The sequence below is a fragment of the Candidatus Latescibacter sp. IFSED24 genome, from assembly GCF_058273205.1.
In genome coordinates, this window is the sequence record NZ_CM177850.1 from 1,816,715 (window position 1) to 1,834,778 (window position 18,064).

Annotated in this window: 13 protein-coding genes and 1 pseudogene; 4 read left to right on the top strand and 10 right to left on the bottom strand. The window is 66.9% G+C overall.

Annotation, left to right across the window (positions count from 1 at the left end):
• Nucleotides 1–50: 50 nt before the first annotated feature.
• From IFSED24_RS07550 to IFSED24_RS07570, 5 genes are all read right to left on the bottom strand, one after another.
• Nucleotides 51–1,061 carry a hypothetical protein gene (locus tag IFSED24_RS07550; RefSeq protein WP_491334606.1) on the bottom strand — a complete coding sequence of 337 codons (1,011 nt, stop codon included), beginning with the start codon at nt 1,059–1,061 and terminating at the stop codon, nt 51–53.
• Between the two features lie 56 nt (nt 1,062–1,117).
• Nucleotides 1,118–2,125 (bottom strand): hypothetical protein, encoded by a 1,008-nt coding sequence (locus tag IFSED24_RS07555; RefSeq protein WP_491334607.1) that lies wholly within the window; start codon nt 2,123–2,125, stop codon nt 1,118–1,120.
• A gap of 203 nt (nt 2,126–2,328) precedes the next feature.
• Complete coding sequence (locus IFSED24_RS07560) at nt 2,329–3,345, bottom strand: hypothetical protein (protein ID WP_491334608.1); 1,017 nt, start codon at nt 3,343–3,345, stop codon at nt 2,329–2,331.
• 430 nt (nt 3,346–3,775) lie between these two features.
• The gene (locus tag IFSED24_RS07565) at nt 3,776–5,788 is read right to left on the bottom strand and encodes a sodium-translocating pyrophosphatase (RefSeq protein WP_491334609.1); all 2,013 of its coding nucleotides are present in this window, start codon (nt 5,786–5,788) and stop codon (nt 3,776–3,778) included.
• A 232-nt stretch (nt 5,789–6,020) separates the two neighbouring features.
• The gene (locus tag IFSED24_RS07570) at nt 6,021–7,163 is read right to left on the bottom strand and encodes an FKBP-type peptidyl-prolyl cis-trans isomerase (RefSeq protein ID WP_491334610.1); all 1,143 of its coding nucleotides are present in this window, start codon (nt 7,161–7,163) and stop codon (nt 6,021–6,023) included.
• 172 nt (nt 7,164–7,335) lie between these two features.
• On the opposite strand from IFSED24_RS07570, the gene IFSED24_RS07575 reads away from it, so the two are divergent.
• Both IFSED24_RS07575 and IFSED24_RS07580 read left to right on the top strand, forming a co-directional pair.
• Entirely contained in the window at nt 7,336–8,775 is a 1,440-nt protein-coding gene (locus IFSED24_RS07575; protein WP_491334611.1) for an oligosaccharide flippase family protein, read from the top strand.
• A gap of 96 nt (nt 8,776–8,871) precedes the next feature.
• On the top strand, nt 8,872–10,077 hold the full coding sequence (locus tag IFSED24_RS07580; protein ID WP_491334612.1) for a hypothetical protein: 1,206 nt from the start codon (nt 8,872–8,874) through the stop codon (nt 10,075–10,077).
• Between the two features lie 9 nt (nt 10,078–10,086).
• Here IFSED24_RS07580 and IFSED24_RS07585 read toward each other — a convergent pair whose 3' ends face one another.
• The gene (locus IFSED24_RS07585; protein ID WP_491335036.1) at nt 10,087–11,352 is read right to left on the bottom strand and encodes a Wzz/FepE/Etk N-terminal domain-containing protein; all 1,266 of its coding nucleotides are present in this window, start codon (nt 11,350–11,352) and stop codon (nt 10,087–10,089) included.
• Between the two features lie 47 nt (nt 11,353–11,399).
• A pseudogene (locus IFSED24_RS07590) lies at nt 11,400–12,861 on the bottom strand (FumA C-terminus/TtdB family hydratase beta subunit).
• Nucleotides 12,862–13,048: 187 nt separating this feature from the next.
• Here IFSED24_RS07590 and IFSED24_RS07595 point away from each other — a divergent pair.
• Complete coding sequence (locus tag IFSED24_RS07595; RefSeq protein WP_491334613.1) at nt 13,049–14,254, top strand: saccharopine dehydrogenase family protein; 1,206 nt, start codon at nt 13,049–13,051, stop codon at nt 14,252–14,254.
• Complete coding sequence (locus IFSED24_RS07600) at nt 14,251–15,297, top strand: TolB family protein (RefSeq protein ID WP_491334614.1); 1,047 nt, start codon at nt 14,251–14,253, stop codon at nt 15,295–15,297. Before IFSED24_RS07595 ends, IFSED24_RS07600 begins: the two co-directional genes overlap by 4 nt.
• Before the next feature lie 63 nt (nt 15,298–15,360).
• On the opposite strand, the gene IFSED24_RS07605 is transcribed toward IFSED24_RS07600, so the two are convergent.
• The 3 genes from IFSED24_RS07605 to IFSED24_RS07615 form a co-directional block, all read right to left on the bottom strand.
• On the bottom strand, nt 15,361–15,525 hold the full coding sequence (locus IFSED24_RS07605; RefSeq protein ID WP_491334615.1) for a hypothetical protein: 165 nt from the start codon (nt 15,523–15,525) through the stop codon (nt 15,361–15,363).
• Between the two features lie 245 nt (nt 15,526–15,770).
• Nucleotides 15,771–17,027, bottom strand: coding sequence for a C1 family peptidase (locus IFSED24_RS07610; RefSeq protein ID WP_491334616.1), 1,257 nt, complete (start codon nt 17,025–17,027; stop codon nt 15,771–15,773).
• Nucleotides 17,028–17,119: 92 nt separating this feature from the next.
• Nucleotides 17,120–18,064 (bottom strand): hypothetical protein, encoded by a 945-nt coding sequence (locus IFSED24_RS07615; RefSeq protein ID WP_491334617.1) that lies wholly within the window; start codon nt 18,062–18,064, stop codon nt 17,120–17,122.

The window sequence follows — 18,064 nt, forward strand, 5'->3', positions numbered from 1 at the left end:
GGGGTCCCGGCCGTTTCTTGTCACGATCGCCGGGCCGAATCGGCGCGCGGCTAGTCGAAGAGCGCCTTCACCCCGGTCCAGCTGCGGTCCTCCACTGCGGTGCACCCTCCCCCGTCCTGGATCAGGATGTAGGTGAACTCCCCGGTACCGTCGAAGGTCTGCGGGCCGACCCAGAACCAGGCCGTCGACCCGGGTGAGCCGGTGATGACCATCTCGGCCGGCGTGCAGGGGCCGATGGGAACGTTCTGGAGCACGCCCACGTCGTCGCAGTCCTGTGGTCCAAGTTCGAACATGTAGCAAGCGTCTTCGGCATCGCCCTCGATCGTCACCATGCCGGGCATGGGGATGAAGATCTCGAACCAGTCCGTATCCCGGCTCTGGCCGCCATCGGCGTTGATGTACCAGCCGCTCCGGCCGCAGAAGACCTGGGCCGGGATGGGCTGGAACGGGTTGCCGAACTCCGGACTGTTGCAGCCGCCGTTCCAGGCGTCGACGTAGCCGTCGACCAGCGGCGGTTCGCCCTCGAGCATGGCGCCAGGCGGGCATGTGAGGATGCATTGCATGGGGACGGCGACAGTGAGCATGTAGTCGCCGGCATCGCCGCCGTAGCCATCGATCACCAGGTAATAGGTCACGCCGCCCATCACGGGCATGTTCTCGATCTTGGAAACGTAGTCGCTGTAATAGTCGTCGTTGCAGGCCACCAGGGCCATGTCCTCGTCGTAGACGTAGATCTTGGTGTCGTAGGTCGAGCCGAACATGTCGACGTCGAGGACCTCATCCATCTGGGGCGTGAAAGTGTAGACCACGTCGGGCGAGGTGGAGCCGCTGTAGGGACAGATCTCGTCGTAGTCGTTGACGTAGCCGAAGGTGGTGCCCACGAGGTCATAGACAGGCAGGATGATCTCGACGGCATCCAGGATGGTATCGCCGCCCTGGCGGGTGCCGGGCACGTTGTGCGGTATGTCGACGGGCGGCTTGGCGGGCTTCTCGTTGCCGAGATCGTAAGCCAGTGTCGTGCCGGCCATGCTCAGCATCAGGGCGATCGCTAGCAATCTCATGGTCCCCTCCAGACTCACTCGAGGCCAGGTGATGGCGAACCGCTGTCCGCCCGTGATCAGTCGAAGAGCCCTTTCACCTCGGTCCAGCTGTGGTTCTCCACGGCCGAGAATCCATCATCGATGAGCAGCAGATAGGTGAACTCTCCCACCCCGTCGAAGGTCTGCGGCCCGACCCAGAACCAGATCGTCGAGCCGGGTTCGCCCAGGATGGTCATCTCGGCGGGTGTGCAGGGACCGATGGGAACGTTCTGGAGGACGCCCACCGATCCGCAGTCCTGGGGCCCGAGCTCGAACATGTAGGAGGCGTACTCGGCGTCGCCCATGATATAGAGTACGCCGGCTCCGGCCATGACGAGCTCGAACCAATCGGTGTCGCGGCTCTGGGTGCCATCGGCACTGATGTACCAGCCGCTCCGGCCGCAGAAGACCCAGTCGGTGATGGGCTGGAACGGATTGCCGAATTCGGGACTGTTGCAGCCGCCGTTCCAGGCGTCGGCGTAGCCGTCGACCAGCGTGGGCTCACCCTCGAGCACGGCGTAGGACGGGCAGTCGATCCAGCATTGCATGGGGGGCATGATCGTCAGCACGTAATCGCCGGCATCGCCGCCGTAGCCGTCGATCACCAGGTAGTAGGCCCTGCCCCCGACCATGTAGAGGGCCTCGATCTTGGAGACGTAGTCGCTGTAGTAGTCGTCGTTGCAGGCCACGAGCATCATGGTCTCGTCGTAAACGTAGATCTTGGTGTCGTAGGTCGAGCCGAGCATGTCGATGTCGAAAACCTCGTCGACCTGGGGCGTGAAGGTGTAGACCACGTCGGGCGAGGTGGAGCCGCTGTAGGGACAGATCTCGTCGTAGTCGTTGACGTAGCCGAGGGTGGTGCCCTCGAGGTCATAGACAGGCAGGATGATCTCGACGGCATCCAGGATGGTATCGCCGCCCTGGCGGGTGCCGGGCACGTTGTGCGGTATGTCGACGGGCGGCTTGGCGGGCTTCTCGTTGCCGAGATCGTAAGCCAGTGTCGTGCCGGCCATGCTCAGCATCAGGGCGATCGCTAGCAATCTCATGGTCCCCTCCAGACTCACTCGAGGCCAGGTGATGGCGAACATGATCATGATACCACACCTGCATTATCGCCACACGGCCATCTCAGGAGAGCCGACCTCCGCATTCGCCCGAGGAACCCGCGCGGGCCGCGGACAGAAAACGGGGCCGGGAGTCGCCTCCCGGCCCCGCATCCGTCCCGCCGACGGGTGCTGTCAGAGCGTCTTTAGTTGAAGAGAGCCTTCACGCCAGTCCAGCTGTGGTTCTCGACGGCAGTGGTGCCCTCGATGTTCAGCTCGAGCAGGTACGTGAACTCACCCGAGCCATCGAAGGTCTGGGGGCCGACCCAGTACCAGACAGTCGAGCCGGCAGCGCCGCTGATGAACATCGTACCGGGGGTGCAGGGGCCGACGGGCACGTTCTGGACCACGCCAACCGAGCCACAGTCCTGGGGACCCAGCTCGAAGGTGTAGCTAGCGAACTCGGCATCAGCGGTGATCTCGAGGACGCCGCCCTCGGGGATGGCGATCTCGAACCAGTCGGTGTCACGGCTCTGGCCACCATCAGCGTTGATGTACCAGCCGCTCACGCCACAGAACAGGGGCTCGGTGATGGGCTGGAAGGGGTTGCCGAACTCGGGGCTGTTGCAGCCACCGTTCCAGGCATCGGCATAGCCGTCGACCAGCGGGGGCTCACCCTCGAGCTGGGCACCGGCCGGGCACTCGATCACGCAGGGCTCGAAGGGGACAATGGCGATAACGTAGTTACCAGCATCGCCACCGTAGCCGTCCACCACGACGTAGTACTGCACGCCGGCGACCACAGGCATCTGCTCGATCTTCGAGACATAGTCGCTGTAGAAGTCGTCGTTGCAGGCGATGAGCACCAGGTTCTCGTCGTAGACGTAGACCTTGGTGTCGTAGTCGGAGCCGAGCAGGTCGATGTCGATGGGCTGATCCATGTCAGCGATGAAGGTGTAGACGACGTCCGGCGAGGTGGAGCCGCTGTAGGGGCAGACCTCATCGTAGTCATTGACGTAACCGATGGTGGTACCCGTGCCGCCCTCGACGGGCAGGGTGACCATCACGGCGTCCAGAATGGTGTCGCCACCCTGGCGCTGGCCGGAGGGCACGTTCTGGGGATAGTCGACGACGGGCTTGGCAGGCTTGTCGTTGCCGAGGTCGTAAGCCATGGCCGTGCCAACGAAGGTCAGCATCAGGGCGAACACTAGCAGTTTCCGCATGGTGGTGTTCCCTTCCTCTTGATCCGCCCACTCGGGGCGGATTGTCTTACGTGTTCATCGGGTGGATAGGACCCGATGTCTCCGAGGTGGGGACTGTTGTCTAGCAAAGTTGCTCGAGCTGTTGCCGGTAGCATGGCGGGATGCATCCCGGTCCCCAAGTTACCTCGCTGATCATAGCGCAAATCAACTCACGAATCTAGCCCAAAAATATACAGAAATCTGTTTTGTGAGGTAAGGTATACGGGTATTTGCCAGATCAAAATGATACCATTTTAAAATAAATAGAATCTAGCATTAAACCTCGCCCATGATACCTGCCAAGCTATCCATCACGACACACCTTCAGGTCCAGCATGCAGAAGCATGAAAAACCGGTCCACCTGACTGCAAGTGGACCGGCTGCATGAGCCATGAGGTCAGAGATGAAAGGTCAAAGCAGCGGCGCGATGACCACCGAGATCACGGACATCAGCTTGATAAGGATGTTGAGGCTGGGGCCGCTGGTGTCCTTGAAAGGGTCCCCCACGGTGTCGCCCACCACGGCCGCCTTGTGCGCCTCGCTGCCCTTGCCGCCATGGTGCCCGCCCTCGATGTACTTCTTGGCGTTGTCCCACACGCCGCCGGCATTGCTCTGGAAGAGCGCCAGCAGCACGCCGCTGGCCGTGACACCGGCCAGCAGACCGCCCAGCATGTGCGTCCCGCCGATGAATCCCACCAGCACCGGCGTCGCCACCGCGATCAATCCCGGCAGGACCATCTCCTTGATGGCCGCGGCGGTGGAGATGTCCACACAGCGGCGGAAATCGGCGGTGGCGTTGCCCTCGAGCAGGCCCGGGATCTCCCGGAACTGGCGCCGCACTTCCTCGATCATGGAGAAGGCGGCCCGGCCCACGGCGTTCATGGCCAGGGCCGAGAACAGGAACGGCAGCATGGCGCCGAGGAGCAGGCCGACCAGGACCGTCGGCTCGAGCAGGTCGATCTTCTCCAGGCCCACCGCGGCCTGGTATGCCGAGAACATGGCCAGCGCCGTGAGCGCGGCCGAACCGATGGCGAAGCCCTTGCCGATGGCCGCGGTGGTGTTGCCCACGGCGTCGAGACGGTCGGTCCGTGCCCGGACCTCGGGGCCAAGGCCGGCCATCTCGCTGATGCCGCCGGCATTGTCGGCGATGGGGCCGTAGGCATCCACGGCGAGCTGGATGCCCGTGGTGGAGAGCATGCCCAGGGCCGCGATACCGATGCCGTAGAGGCCGGCGGTCTGATGCGCCACCAGGATCACGCCGCACAGCACCACGATGGGGGCCGCCGTCGACAGCATGCCCGTGGCCAGACCCGCGATGATGTTGGTGGCAGCACCGGTCTCGCTGGCCTTGGCGATCGAGTGGGCGGGACCCCGGTTCTCGGCGGTGTAGTACTCGGTGAGCATGCCGATGGCGATGCCCCCGACCAGGCCGGCGATGGTGGCGTAGAACACGCCCATGGCGTGGCTCTCCGGCAGCATGGTGCGCACCAGGAAGAAGGTGACCACGACCATGATGGCGCCGGCGCCGAAGGTGCCGATATTCAGCGCGGTCTGCGGGTTGCCGCCCTCCTTCACCCGCACCATGAAGGTGGAGACGATGCTCACCACGATGCCGAGGCCGGCCACCGACAGGGGCAGCAGCACCGCGTTCAGGTCGCCGGGGAGGAAGGTGGCAGCCAGGATCATGGTGCCGATGATGGAGCCGACGTAGCTCTCGAAGAGGTCGGCCCCCATGCCGGCCACGTCGCCCACGTTGTCGCCCACGTTGTCGGCGATCACGGCGGGGTTGCGCGGATCGTCCTCGGGGATGCCCGCTTCCACCTTGCCCACCAGGTCGGCGCCCACATCGGCGGCCTTGGTGTAGATACCGCCACCCACACGCGCGAACAGCGCGATGGAGCTGGCGCCGAGGGAGAAGCCGCTGAGGACCTGCAGGATGCGCTGGGTGGTCCAGGTGTCGGCGAAGGCCCGGTCGTAGCCGATGAACAGCAGGCTCAGCGAGAGCACGCCCAGGCCCACCACGCACATGCCCATGACCGTGCCGCCGGAGAACGCCACGGCGAGGGCCTTGTTCAGGCCCGTGCGCGCCGCGCTGGTGGTGCGGACATTGGCGATGGTGGCGATGCGCATGCCGAAGAAACCGGCCAGGCCCGAGCTGAAGGCGCCCACCAGGAAGCTGACGCCGATCAGCCAGTGCGAGTCGGCCTGCCGGGCGTTGCCCACGGCCAGTAGGACGCCCACGGCGATCACGAAGATCAGCAGCACCCGATACTCGCGCACCAGGAACGCCATGGCGCCATCCTGGATGTGGGAGGCGATGGTCTGCATGTTCTCGGTGCCGGGATCTTGGCGGCGGACCCAGCCGGCCTTGAGCGCGGCGAAGGCCAGCGCCAGGACACCTGCGAGGGGGATCAGGTAGATCATTGGTGAGAACTCCTTTGTGGGGAGGTGTCCCGCCCGGACACCCTTCCCCAATACAAACTGGCCGTCCCCGGGACCGGCCATGGCGGGAGTCGGTGGATCGCGGCCAATCCACGGCGGTAGCCGGCGCTCAAATTAAGCGGTGTGGCAATAGCGATCAAGGATTAGCAAAATTCGGCGCTTCGGCCAGGCCGAAGCGCCAAAAAAAAGAAAAAAGGTCGGCAATCCACCCTGATCAGCGGACCTTGAGGGGCGCGGAAACCAGCTCCACCTCGAAGATCACGTCCGTATCGGGCGGCACCAGGGTTCGATCGCCCCGGTGGAAGCCGTTGTGCCCGAACGCCAGCGCCGCAGGCACCTCGAGTCGGCGCAGCTCGCCCATGCGCATGCCCCGGATTCCCAGCTCGAGACCCGGTTGGATCTTGAAGTTGCCCAGCAGGATGGTGAAGGGACCACCCAGATCGTGACTGTCCTGGAACTTCTCGCCCTTCTGGCCCTCCCCCGCGTCCGTCCAACCCACCAGGTGGATCTGCACCCGATGTCCCGGTTCCACGGGGGTGCCCTGTCCCTCCTGGAGGATCTCCACGGTCACCTCCGGCCTGGCCACCACCTCGATCTCGAACTCGAGCGTCGCTCCGCCGGGAATGTCGCCCTTGCCCTCGGCGCCGTAAGCCAGTTCGGGAGGAATGACCAGGCGCCGGATCCCGCCGACCCGCATCCCGGGCAAGCCGAGTTCCCAGCCGCGGATCACCATGCCCGCACCGATCATCAGGCCGAGGGGTGCGCTGCTCTCGCGATTGCTGTCGAACTGGGCGCCACGCTGGCCCTCCTCGAACAGCCACCCGGTGTAGCGGACCTGCACGTAATCCCCCACCCCGATCACGGCACCGTCGCCGACGGAGAGGTCGGACGACTCGACGCGCACGATGTCCTCCAGGGTGACCTCGTACCAGAGCGCCACCTGCTGCGCCACCCCGCGGGGTCTGAGCGGCCCCGTGGTCTTCTCTGGACCGATCACCATTTTCCGGGTACCACCGACCCGTTGCCCCACCAGGCCCTCGTCCAGCCCCGCCAGCGTGCTGCCATCGCCGAGGACGAAGCCGAGCGGCGCGTCGCCGGAGTGGTCGATCTCGTGGCCCTTCGCCCCGTCCAGGTAGACCCAGACCGAATAGGAGACCTTGATGTAGTCGCCGGTCGCGGCCACGTCGCCTGTCCCCGTGGTCAGATCGGCCACGTGGATCTGGTGACTCTCGAGGTCGGCATCGACGCCGCCGCCACAGCTGCTCAAGGCCACCAGCCCCAGCATTGCGACCAGGAAGAAAAGCGAACGGATGGTCCACGGCGACCAGACTCTCGGTTCAGGGCTGGTGAAATCCACGCGGCGTCCTCCTGCAGGATTGAGTCAGGGATCCGATCCAAGGGCGGCCGTTTCCAGTCGCGGCAGCCAGGAAATTCTAAGCGGACCACGGGGTCTCTGGCAAGGTCGCAGCCCGACGCCTTGACGCCGCCTCCCGCGGTGGGATAACTTGGCCCGCCACGGAAGGAACCCCATGCCCGCTCGTCAAGGCGTCCTGCACAATCTCGGCATCCTCACCGTCGGGCAGATCGGTTCCCAGCTGCTCAACGTCTGGGCGCTGGTCTTCCTGGCCGACCTCCTCGGCGCCCACTGGTACGGCGTGGTCCAGGTGGGCGTGGCCTTCATGGCCTACGCCCTGGTGGTCGCCGAATGGGGCATGTTCTCCCTCGGCGTGCGCGAGGTCTCGCGGCTGGACGACGACACCGAGGTCCTCGCCTACGCGCACCGGCACACCGGCCTGCTGGCTTTGCAGGCCATCCTCGTGCTCGGTCTCGGCTTGCTCCTGCTGCCGCACCTCAGCTTCACCGTCTCCGATCCCTGGGTGTTCCGGCTCTACCTGCTGGCCGTGGTCCTGCAGGTCGGCATGCTCTCCTGGGTCGCCATCGGGATCGAGCGCATGACCTGGGTCGGTGTGACCAAGACCCTGCGCAGCCTCCTCTACGCGGTGCTGGTGCTCACCATCCTGAAGCCTCTGAGCGGCCTCGGTGACGGCCTGCCCACGGCACGCTGGGTGCCGATCCTGTTCCTGGCTGCCAACATCGGGGGCAACCTGGTGATCGGCACGGCCCTGCGGCACCACTTCGGCCACTGGATCTTGCCGGGACTGCCGTCGTTGCACGAGGCCCTGCGCCGCTGGGGCGAGGCGGCGCCATTGGGCGGAGGCATCGTCATCCTGCGCGTGCTCCTGAATGTCGACCTCATCGTGCTGGGCCTGCTCGCCGAGCCCGCCGCAGCCGGCAACTATGCCGCCGCCTCGCGAGTGATCTTCATGGTCGTGGTGGCGGTGGAAGTGCTCTGGGCCGCCCTCCTGCCACGGCTCTCACGGCTCGCCCAGCGCGAACCACTGGCGTTCCGCAGCACGTTCAACGCCTTCCTCGGCTTCGTGCTGGCCGGCCTGCTGCCGGTGGCCGTGGGCGGCTTCCTGGTAGGACCGGACCTGATGGCGCTGCTCTACGGCGACGAGTTCGCCGCGGCCGGCCCCGTATTTCGCGTGCTGTCGATCTCCTACTCCTTCCTGGCCGTGGCCACCTACCTGGGCAACACCCTGGTCGCCGAGGATCGCCAGCGTGCCTACCTGCCGCCGCTGCTCCTGGGTGCGGCGGTGGCCGTCGTCGGCACCGTCCTGATGGTGCCCCGGCACGGATCGTTCGGAGCCAGCCTGGGCATGCTGGCCGCCCATACGCTGCTGCTGGCGATCCTGCTGATGAAACAGCACCGGCATTGCAGTCGTCCGCTCGGTCGTCTGGTGCTGCAGCTGATACCGGCGATGGCCGGTCTGGTCGGCCTGGTCCTCGCTACGGATGGGTGGCCGGTGCTCTGGCGCATCACGGCCGGCGCGGTGGCCTACGGACTGGTCGCGGGCTGGCCGCTCTGGCGTTTCCTGCAGCGTGCTCGTGCCGGCGCCACCGGCTGATCCGGCAGGTCCGGCCCACCACGGCTTGACGCCGGGACGCCTGGCGCGAATACTAGCCGGCGGCACGATCCCCGAACCCAACCCCCGGGACGATCCATGATCCGTCTCCTGCAGCCGCGCATCCCCTGGCTCCTCGGCTTCCTGCTGATGGCCAACCTCTACCTGGTCCCCACGCTGGCGACCTCGCCGCGGGCCACGGACCTGCTGGGGCTGCTGCTCGGGATCTGGATCCTGCGTCGTCTGGCGTCAGGGTCCCAGCCCGCGGGGCCGCTGGTCCTGTTGAGCCTGGTCTGTCTGATGCCACTGGCATGGTTGGGCGTGGGCCTTCTGAACCAGGATGCGGCGCTGAGCTTCCAGACGGTACGCTGGCTCCTGGCCGCGCCCTGGGCCATGGCGCTGTCCGCCATCCTGATCAAGCCCGAGGACCACCGCCGCTTCGCCTGGGGGTTGGTCTGGGGCGGCTGGGTCGGAGTCGGCGTGATCCTGCTGCAGTGGCTGGGGCTCGAGTCGCTGCTGCGGCTGGTGGGTCTGTCGTCGAGCGATTCGGCCTACTACCACTACGTCTTCGTCTCGGTGCGCCTGCCGGGGCTGCACGGTCAGCACAACGCCTCGGCCACCGTGATCAGCCTGGCGCTGCCGGCGGTCTATTACCTCTATTTCCGCTGGCGATGCTCGTTGCTCGTGGTGCTGGCCACGCTGGCGGGATTCCTCATCGCCCTGCACCTGACCAGCACCCGCAGCCCGCTCATCGTGGCGATCCCCACCACCATCTACGCGTTCGTGGCCGCTCGCGAGGTGGGGCGTGGCGTGGTGATCGGGCTGGTGCTGCTGGCGATGGTGGTGCCGCTGGTCCTGGTGTACGGCCCCCCCGGCGGCTGGACCCGCTGGAACGACACCAACGCCATCGGCGCCAACTATCAAGAGCGCCTCGCGAGCAACGCCACCGCGCTGGAGATGGCGCTGGAGCGCCCCCAGGGCTACGGGGTGACCCGCGGCAAGGAGTTGCTCTTCGAGCGGTCCGGCGCGAGCGCCACGCACAACGCCTTCCTGCAGGCGGCCATCTACCTCGGCCTGCCGCTGGGGTTGGCGTTGCTGGTGGCCATGACCGCGCTGGTGTTGCGGGGATTCGCGGGCCGGGACGGGCCCCTGTTCCTGGAGAGCCTCCTGGCCTGTCAGACGGCAGGCGTGTTCCTGTTCGAGGAACACCTGAACAACCCGACCTTCGTGATCCTGGCCTGCTGGTTCCTGGTGGCGGCGACCACCCATCTGCAGCGACGGACGAAGGCGCCCGCCACTGCCTGATGGCGGAGATCAGCTCCGCAAGATCTCGCGCCGGTGCGCCACCAGATAGTCCCAGACGAACGCCAGCACGAGCCCACCCAACGCCCCCAGGAAGACGAGGATCAGCGTGGCCCGGAGTTTCCGGGGCCGCACGGGCTTGTCACTGACCATGGTGCTGCCAACCCGCTGCAACGGCGACAGCGTGCCCAGCTTCACCGTCCGTTCCCGGATCTGGTTCTCCAGATCGCGCCGTTCGGCCGGCAGTTCGTACTGCCGCTTGAGCTGGAGATCACCGATCTTGCGCCCCGCTTCGCGGGTCTTGGTCCGGATCATGGTCTCGCGCTGGATCTCCAGCTTGGCCCGCTCGAGTCTGGTCTTCTCGGCGATGTAGACCAGGCTGTCCTGGAGTGCCCGATTCTCGGCGAGGGCGGCCTGGAGCTGGATCTTGGCCATGGTCAGGGCCTCCAGCACATCCCCGCTGTCGAGCACGGCGTCCCGGCGGACCCACGACGGCACGTCCTGGTCGGAGATCTCCTGCTCCCCGTTGGCCACCAGACGGCGCAGGGTATGGTCAAGCTGGGTCAAGTCCGTGGCCAGGCGCGGTTCGGCCTCCTGGAGGTCGGCCAGCCGGCGCGTGTAGTAGGCCTGCTCCTCGGCGAGCTCGTCGAGATCCAGGGCGATGCTCTGGTCTTCCGCCACCACCATCAACGACTCGGCCCGCGCCTGCTCCAGCGCCAGCTCGAGACTCGCCGCCTTCTTGGCCAGCCCGTCGAGCTGGATCTCCAGCCCGTTGATCTGGATCTCCAGTCCGTCCCTGGTCAGCTTGAGCTGGCTGCCGACCGTGTCCGCCTCGGCGTATTCATCGAACAGGGTGAGCGAGGTGTCGAGCATCGCCGCGGCCAGTTCGGGGCTGGTGGCCGTGGTCCAGAGGGTGATGACGTCGCCGCCCTGGAGATTCTGCAACCCCTGAGCGATGAACTCGGCGCGGATCACGGGCCGAGCCCCTGCGGCCAGATCGAGACGCTTGACCAGTTCCTGGCGGTAGAGCATCTGCTCGTAGTAGCGGGTGACGTCCTTGAGCTGCCATTGCCGCTGCGGGCCACCGTCGGGGGAAAAGGCGGTGATGCCCGGACGGATGGTGGCCGTGGCCTCCCAGCGCCGCGTGCCGAAGATCCCGTAGAGGATGCCCAGCAGCAGGCCCAGCAGTGGCAGTCCGACCACGATCAGGCGCCGTCGCCAGAGGATGTTCAGAATACTGGCCAGGCTGAATTCCTGGTCGTGCGTTTCGTGTTCCATGGTCAAGCCCACAGCCTCCTCGGGCTAGTTACGGGGTCGGCCGGAGCCTACCCCAGACGGTCCAGCGCCTCCTGCGACGCCGCCTGAACCTCGGCATGCAACGAATGTCCGTGGGCGTCCATGGTAACCACCGCGGGGAAGCGGTCCACCCGGAATTCCCAGATCGCCTCGGGCGAGCCGAACTCCTCGAGCAGATGGACGCCCTCCACGGCGGTCACCCGTTCGGCCAGGACCTGGGCCGCGCCGCCGATGGCGTGCAGATACACCGCCCCCACCTTCTGGCAGTACGCCAGGGTCTTGGGGCCCATGCCCCCCTTGCCGATGACGCCACGGATCTTGTACTGCTCCATGAGCGGGCCCTGGTAGGGCTCCTCGCGGATGCTCGTGGTGGGGCCGGCGGCCTTCACCACCCAGCGCCCCTTCTCCTTCACGACCACCGGGCCGCAATGGTAGATGATGCTGTCGGTCAGATCCACCGGCGGCTTGCCGCCGTCGTGCAGGTACTTGTGCACGGCGTCGCGGCCGGTGAAGACCAGCCCGCTGATCTCGACCATCTGGCCGACCTGCAGGCTGCGGATCTTGTCCTCGGTGAACGGGGCTTCGAGCAGCATGGTCGACCTCCTAGTCGTACAGCCAGCTGGTGATCTTGCCGGACTCGGACAGCCGGAAGCCGTCGCGGCGGAAGGCCCAGCACATGTAGGACACCGAGACGAAGAACGACGCCGGCACCCGGTTGCGGTGGGTCAGCTTGCACCCCAGCAGCGTGGTCTTGCCCCCGAAGCCCATGGGGCCGATGCCCAGGGTGTTGGCCTCCTTCACCAGCTGCTTCTCGAGCTTGGCCAGCTTGGGATCGGCGTTGGTGTCGTCGAGGGTGCGGAAGAACTCCTCCTTGCTGGCGAGGTAGCCGCTGCCCCGGTCGCCCCCGATGCATACGCCCAGGATGCCGGGGCCGCAGCCCTTGCCCTGAGCCTGCTGCACGGCGTCGAGGACGCACCGGCGCACGCCGGTGAGGTCGCGGCCCGCGCCGAGCCGGGTGTCGGGCAGGCTGTACTGGATACCCACGTTCTCGCAACCACCGCCCTTGAGCATCATGCGCACCGCGAGGCTCTTGCCGCGGGACTGGTGGAGATGGAAGGCGGGGTTGCCGGGGCCCAGGTTGTTGCCCGAGTTCTTGCCCGTGATCGAGTCCACCGAGTTCTGCCGCAGGTAGCCCTTCTTGGTGGCCTGGACCACCGCTTTCTCGTACGCACGCTTGAAGGTGGCCTCGTCGCACCAGGACGGCAGATCGGCATAGACGATGATGGTGCCGGTGTCCTGGCAGAGCGGCTGGGACTTGTCCCGGGCCATGTCGATGTTGTCGAGGATCACCCGCAAGGCGTACTTGGCGGTGGAATCCTTCGCTTCCTGGCGCCAGCTCTTCTCGAGGACCCGCACCACGTCCCCCGGCAGTCGGGACGACGTGCGCCGGATCAACTCCAGCAGCTGCGCCTGCAGGATCTTGTTCTCCATGGTCGCTCCTTGACGGGGGTGACGCGCCGTCGTCCGGCCGACGGGGACGCTCCGCGCTGACGGCGATGTTAGACGCAGCCGGCCCGGCGGTCAAACCCCCTCTTGCCGCGACTTGCCTCGCAGCCGGGCAAATGATAGCCTGCCGCCGTGCACCGTCATCCCGGCGGACAGCGAAACGGAGGCCCGCGTGAACTACCTGTTGCTCGGAGCCGGCCTGCAGGGCACGGCCATCGCCTGGGACCTGCTGCGCCAGGTCGACGACACCGCCAGCCTGACCGTGGCCGACCGCGACCCGGCGGCCCTGGAGCGCCTGAAGGACCGGCTGAGCGCCGATGCCCGCCTGGTCCTCCGGCAAGGCGACGTGAGCGACAACGAGTTCGTGGGGCCCCTGGTCGAACCCGTCGACGCCGTCATCAGCGCCGTGAACTATTGGCTCAACGACGACCTCACCGCCCTGGCCATCGCCCACGGCGCGCACTTCCTCGACCTCGGCGGCAACAACGACATCGTGGCCCGGCAGCTCGCCCGCGATCCGGCCGCCCGCCAGGCCGGGGTCACCGTGGTGCCCGACTGCGGCCTGGCCCCCGGCCTCGCCGGCATCCTCGGCTGGCACCTGGCCACCGGGCTCGACCCCTGCGACACGGTCCGCCTGCGCGTGGGCGGCCTGCCCCAGGACCCGCGACCGCCCCTGGAGTACCAGGTGGTCTTCTCGGTCCAGGGCCTGATCAACGAGTACATCGAGGACTGCGTGGTGATCCGCGACGGCAAGATCGCCACGGTGCCCGGCCTCTCCGAGCTCGAGACCATCGCCTTCCCCGCACCGTACGGCGACCTCGAGGCGTTCCAGACCAGCGGCGGCACCTCCACCCTGCCCCAATCGCTGCTGGGCCGGGTCCGGAGCCTGGACTACAAGACCATCCGCTACCGGGGCCACTGCGAGAAGATCCGGCTCTTGCACGAGCTCGGCCTGACCAGCAGCGAGCCGGTGGAGGTGGACGGCGCCTGGATCAAGCCGCGCTCGGTGCTGGCGCGCCGGCTCGAAGCCATGCTCCCCCAGCGCGGCGAGGACGTGGTGCTGCTGCTGGCCGAGGCCGAGGGCTTCGCGCCCCAGCCCGACGGCCGCCCCGCGTTGCCGGTCCGCCGGAGCATTCGTATCATCGACCGGAACGATCCGCAGACCGGCCTGTCGGCCATGATGCGGATGACCGGTTTCCCGGTGGCCATCATCGCCCGCATGCTCGCCTCGGGCGAGGTCACGGCCCCGGGCGCCCGGCCTCAGGAGACCATCATCCCGGCCGAACGCCTGCTCGAAGAGCTGGCGCGGCGTGGCGTCCAGGTCGAGCGCTGGGAGAGCGATCCCGCCACGGCCACCAGCGGACCCGAACAGGAGTGACCTTGCTGAAAACCATGATCTTGCTCGCCGGCCTCGCCTCCCTCTGCATGGCCGGCGATTTGCCGCGGACCCACCAGCCGGATCCCCGCGAGACCCATTTCGGCCCCCTGCTCATGCTCACCGACGGCGCCGAGAACGCCGAGGCCTACTGGAGCCGCGATGGCCAGCGGCTGGTCCTGCAGAGCAACCGACCGCCTTATGGCTGCGACCAGATCTACGTCATGCCCGCCCAGGGCGGCCCGGCCGAACTCGTCTCCACGGGCCAGGGGCGGACTACCTGCGCCTATTTCGCCGGCCCCGACGATCGCTACATCGTCTACGCATCGACCCATGCAGCCGACCCCGATTGCCCTCCCGCCCCCGACATGAGCCGGGGCTACGTCTGGCCGCTCTACGCCAGCTACGACATCGTGAGGCTGGACACCGAGACCGACGAGCTGACGCCCCTGACGACCACGCCCGGCTACGACGCCGAGGCCACCCTCTCCCCCGACGGCCAGACCATCGTCTTCACCTCGGTACGCGACGGCGACCTCGACATCTACACCATGGATCTCGACGGCGGCAACGTGCGCCGGCTCACCGACACGCCGGGCTACGATGGCGGCCCCTTCTTCAGCCCCGACGGCAAGCGGATCGTCTACCGGGCCCATCATCCCCAGGGCGAGGAGCTGGCCGACTATCAGGAGCTGCTGGCTCAGAACCTGATCCGGCCGGGCCAGCTCGAGGTCTGGGTCATGAACGCCGACGGCAGCGACCGGCGGCAGGTCACCGACCTGGGTTGCGCGTCCTTCGCCCCGTTCTTCCACCCCTCGGGCGAGAAGATCCTCTTCAGCACCAACCATCCCGATCCGCGGGGCCGCGAGTTCGACATCTGGTGCGTGGATGTGGATGGCAGCGATCTGGAGCGCGTGACCTGGAGCGAGGGCTTCGACGGGTTCCCCATGTTCAGCCCAGACGGGCGGCGTCTCGTCTTCGCCAGTAACCGTCACAACGGAGAGCCGGGCGAGACCAACATCTTCGTCACCGAGTGGCTGGAATAGCGACGCGGCATCGGTCCACCGTACCGATGCCGCGCCTCGGCTCCCTTGACGGTCGCCCTGCCTCTAGGTGTCGCTCTGCCGGCCGGAGGTCCGGGGGCCGGATCGCGACGGCAGGGGATGACCGCCGCCGGTGCCGTAGATCGAATCCTTGATGCGCTGCATGTTGCTGGTGACGACGTCCCCGTAGGGTCCGTGGTCCAGCTCCTCGTCCTGGAAGTCCCTCCGCATCGACATGCTCCTTTACGTCCGTGAGCCGGGTCGTGGCCGTTTCAACTCGCCAGGGTCCACGAAGTTCCCAGCTCCGGGCGATAATGCATTCCGAAACAACGAATTACGGAATTCACTGATTCAGGGCCATGGCGTTCCGCAAGGACCCGGCCCAGAAGAACATGGACAATCAAGACGCGTGCCAACGAGACGCCGCGCCCCGGGCGGGGGCGCGGCGGTGGATCCGGTTGCGGGGTCCGCTGCGGTCAGGGCAGGAGCTTGGCCAGCCGGTCCTTGTGGATCAGGAACGACAGCATCTTCAGGCGGATGTAATCGCCGTCCCACATGTAGTAGCCCTCGTACTTGCCGAGCCGCGAGGAGCGGTTGCTGTCCTTGATCAGGAACCATTCCCGCCCCTTGTGCTTGCGGAAGCCCACGGCATGCACCCCGTGGTCGTCGCCGGTCTCGCCGTTGACGATGCGGAACTCCCGGGCCGCCTGGTCGATGGCCTTGCCCGGGATGTCCCACTCGGGGATCACCGCCGCATCGTGCAGGCCGTCCATGCCGGGCTCGGAGTTGTCGCCGCCCAGGGCCACGGTCCAGCCGTCCTTCACGGTCTCGCGCAGCACGCGGTACCAGTCGTCCAGCGGCAGGTTCAGGTAGTCGTCCTTGCGGCGCCAGTTGTCGCGCACGTCGAGCAGCACGTAGGTGCCGAAGGGCTCGTCGAGGCGCGATACGCAGCTCACGTAGTCGTCCACGTCCAGCGCGCAGACCTCGGCGAAGAAGCGTTCGGGAGTGTAACGGCGGCCCTGGTAGTCGAACTCGGCGGGGGGCGGCCCCAGGTGCTTGTCGAGAATGCTGCGCACGTAGGCGAGGTTCTGCGCCTCGTCCCAGGTCCCGCTCGCCTTCACCCACTCCAGGAAGCCCTCGAGCTCGTCCATCAGGGGCGTATGGTCGTGGCGGCCGTCGTCGGTCAGCACCCCTGGATAGGCCTCGCGCGGCACCACGCCGTACAGCCGGCAGACCTCGAGCGTGCCGTGGTCCTGGCTGCCCTCGGCCACCACGCTGTGACCGTACTCGCGCAGGAAGCGCCGGGCCTTCTCCACGTACTCCCAGTAGACGATCCACATCTCCGAGAGCTTGACCTCACGCTGGTGCAGGCGCTGGATCTCCGACTCGAGGAAGGAGACCGAGCAGAACGCCCAGCAGCTGCCGGTGTAGAACTGCGGCGTGGGCGGATTGTGCCAGGCCGCCTCGAAGGCGTCGGGCCCTGCCGGCACCCGGATCTTCGACCAGTCGAGGCGGAGCTTCCGTGCCGCCTCCTTGCGCCGGGTCGCCTCCTCCCGGTGGCGCTCGTCGGCCGCCTCGACCAGCGCGTCACGCTCGGCCTGGCGCGCGGCCCGCGCTGCCTTGATCTCCTCGAGGATGGGATAGGTCTCGGGCTCGCGATAGACGGGATCCTGGGCCGCCGCCAGGGTGGTCGTGAGCAGCATGGCCAGGACGATGAAGACGATCCGGTACATGTGCGGTCCTTTCGGGGCTGAACGTCCAGCGGTCTCGCATCCCGCCATGTTAACGGGACGCGAGACCGCTGTCAGGAAAATCCTCGCCTGGTTCAGTTCAGCAGGACCACGCCCAGATGCGCGCCCAGGATCGATCCATTGGGCTCGTAATCGTCGCTGAAGATGAGGCCGCGGTAGGACCAGGACACGCCCAGGTCCACCGCCGTGTTTTGCCCCAGCGGCATGAGGACCCCCGTCCTCAGCAGGAAGCTGCCGCTCGAATCAGCGGCCTTGTAGTATTCGTCCCCGGAAGAGACCTGCACCTCGTTCTGGAGCATGGCCACGCCCAGCTCGAAATAGGTCAAGGTGCGCGACCCGGGGCTGGTGGGCGACATCCAGCCGAAGGTGGCCTCGAGCATCAGAATGTGTGCCGAGAAGTCCGAATAACCGTCCGGGTAAAGGCTGGCACTACCGAGATCCTGGTAGCGGGCGCCGATGCTGAAATAGCTGCGCTCGTGCACCACGGTGCGGAGCTTGCCACCCACGAACCAGCTCCCTTCCACACCCGTGTACCAGTCGCCGGCCGGCATGGCGAACCCGCCCTCGACGCCCAGGCCGAGCTTGAAGGGAAGCTCCTTGCTCGGCGGCTCGGGCCAGGACCGGTCGTCCGATTCGTAGGAACCGTCCCAGCCGAGCTGGTCGGCCTGCTCGGGGGCCGAGCGGTAGGGCTGGACCGCGGGTGGTGGGGTCGTGGGCTGGGTCCGTGGCGACCGTAGGCCGCCGAGGACCTGCGGGGTGACGTCCTGCCCCCCGCCGTCGATGATCCTCGCCACATGCTCCACCGACACCAGACGCTCGGCGCCGTCGGAGCGCAGGATCCAGAGGCCGGCGCCATCGGGATCGAGATAGACGGTCACGTCGCGAAAGCGCCAGCCGTCCTGCAGCAGCAGGGTCACACCGCTCCAGGCGCCCTCGGGGGCGAGCTGGGCGACCGCGGACGGGGTCGCGCTGATCAGGACCAGGAGCACGAGCAGCAGTGCTTGGCTTCGAATCCTCAT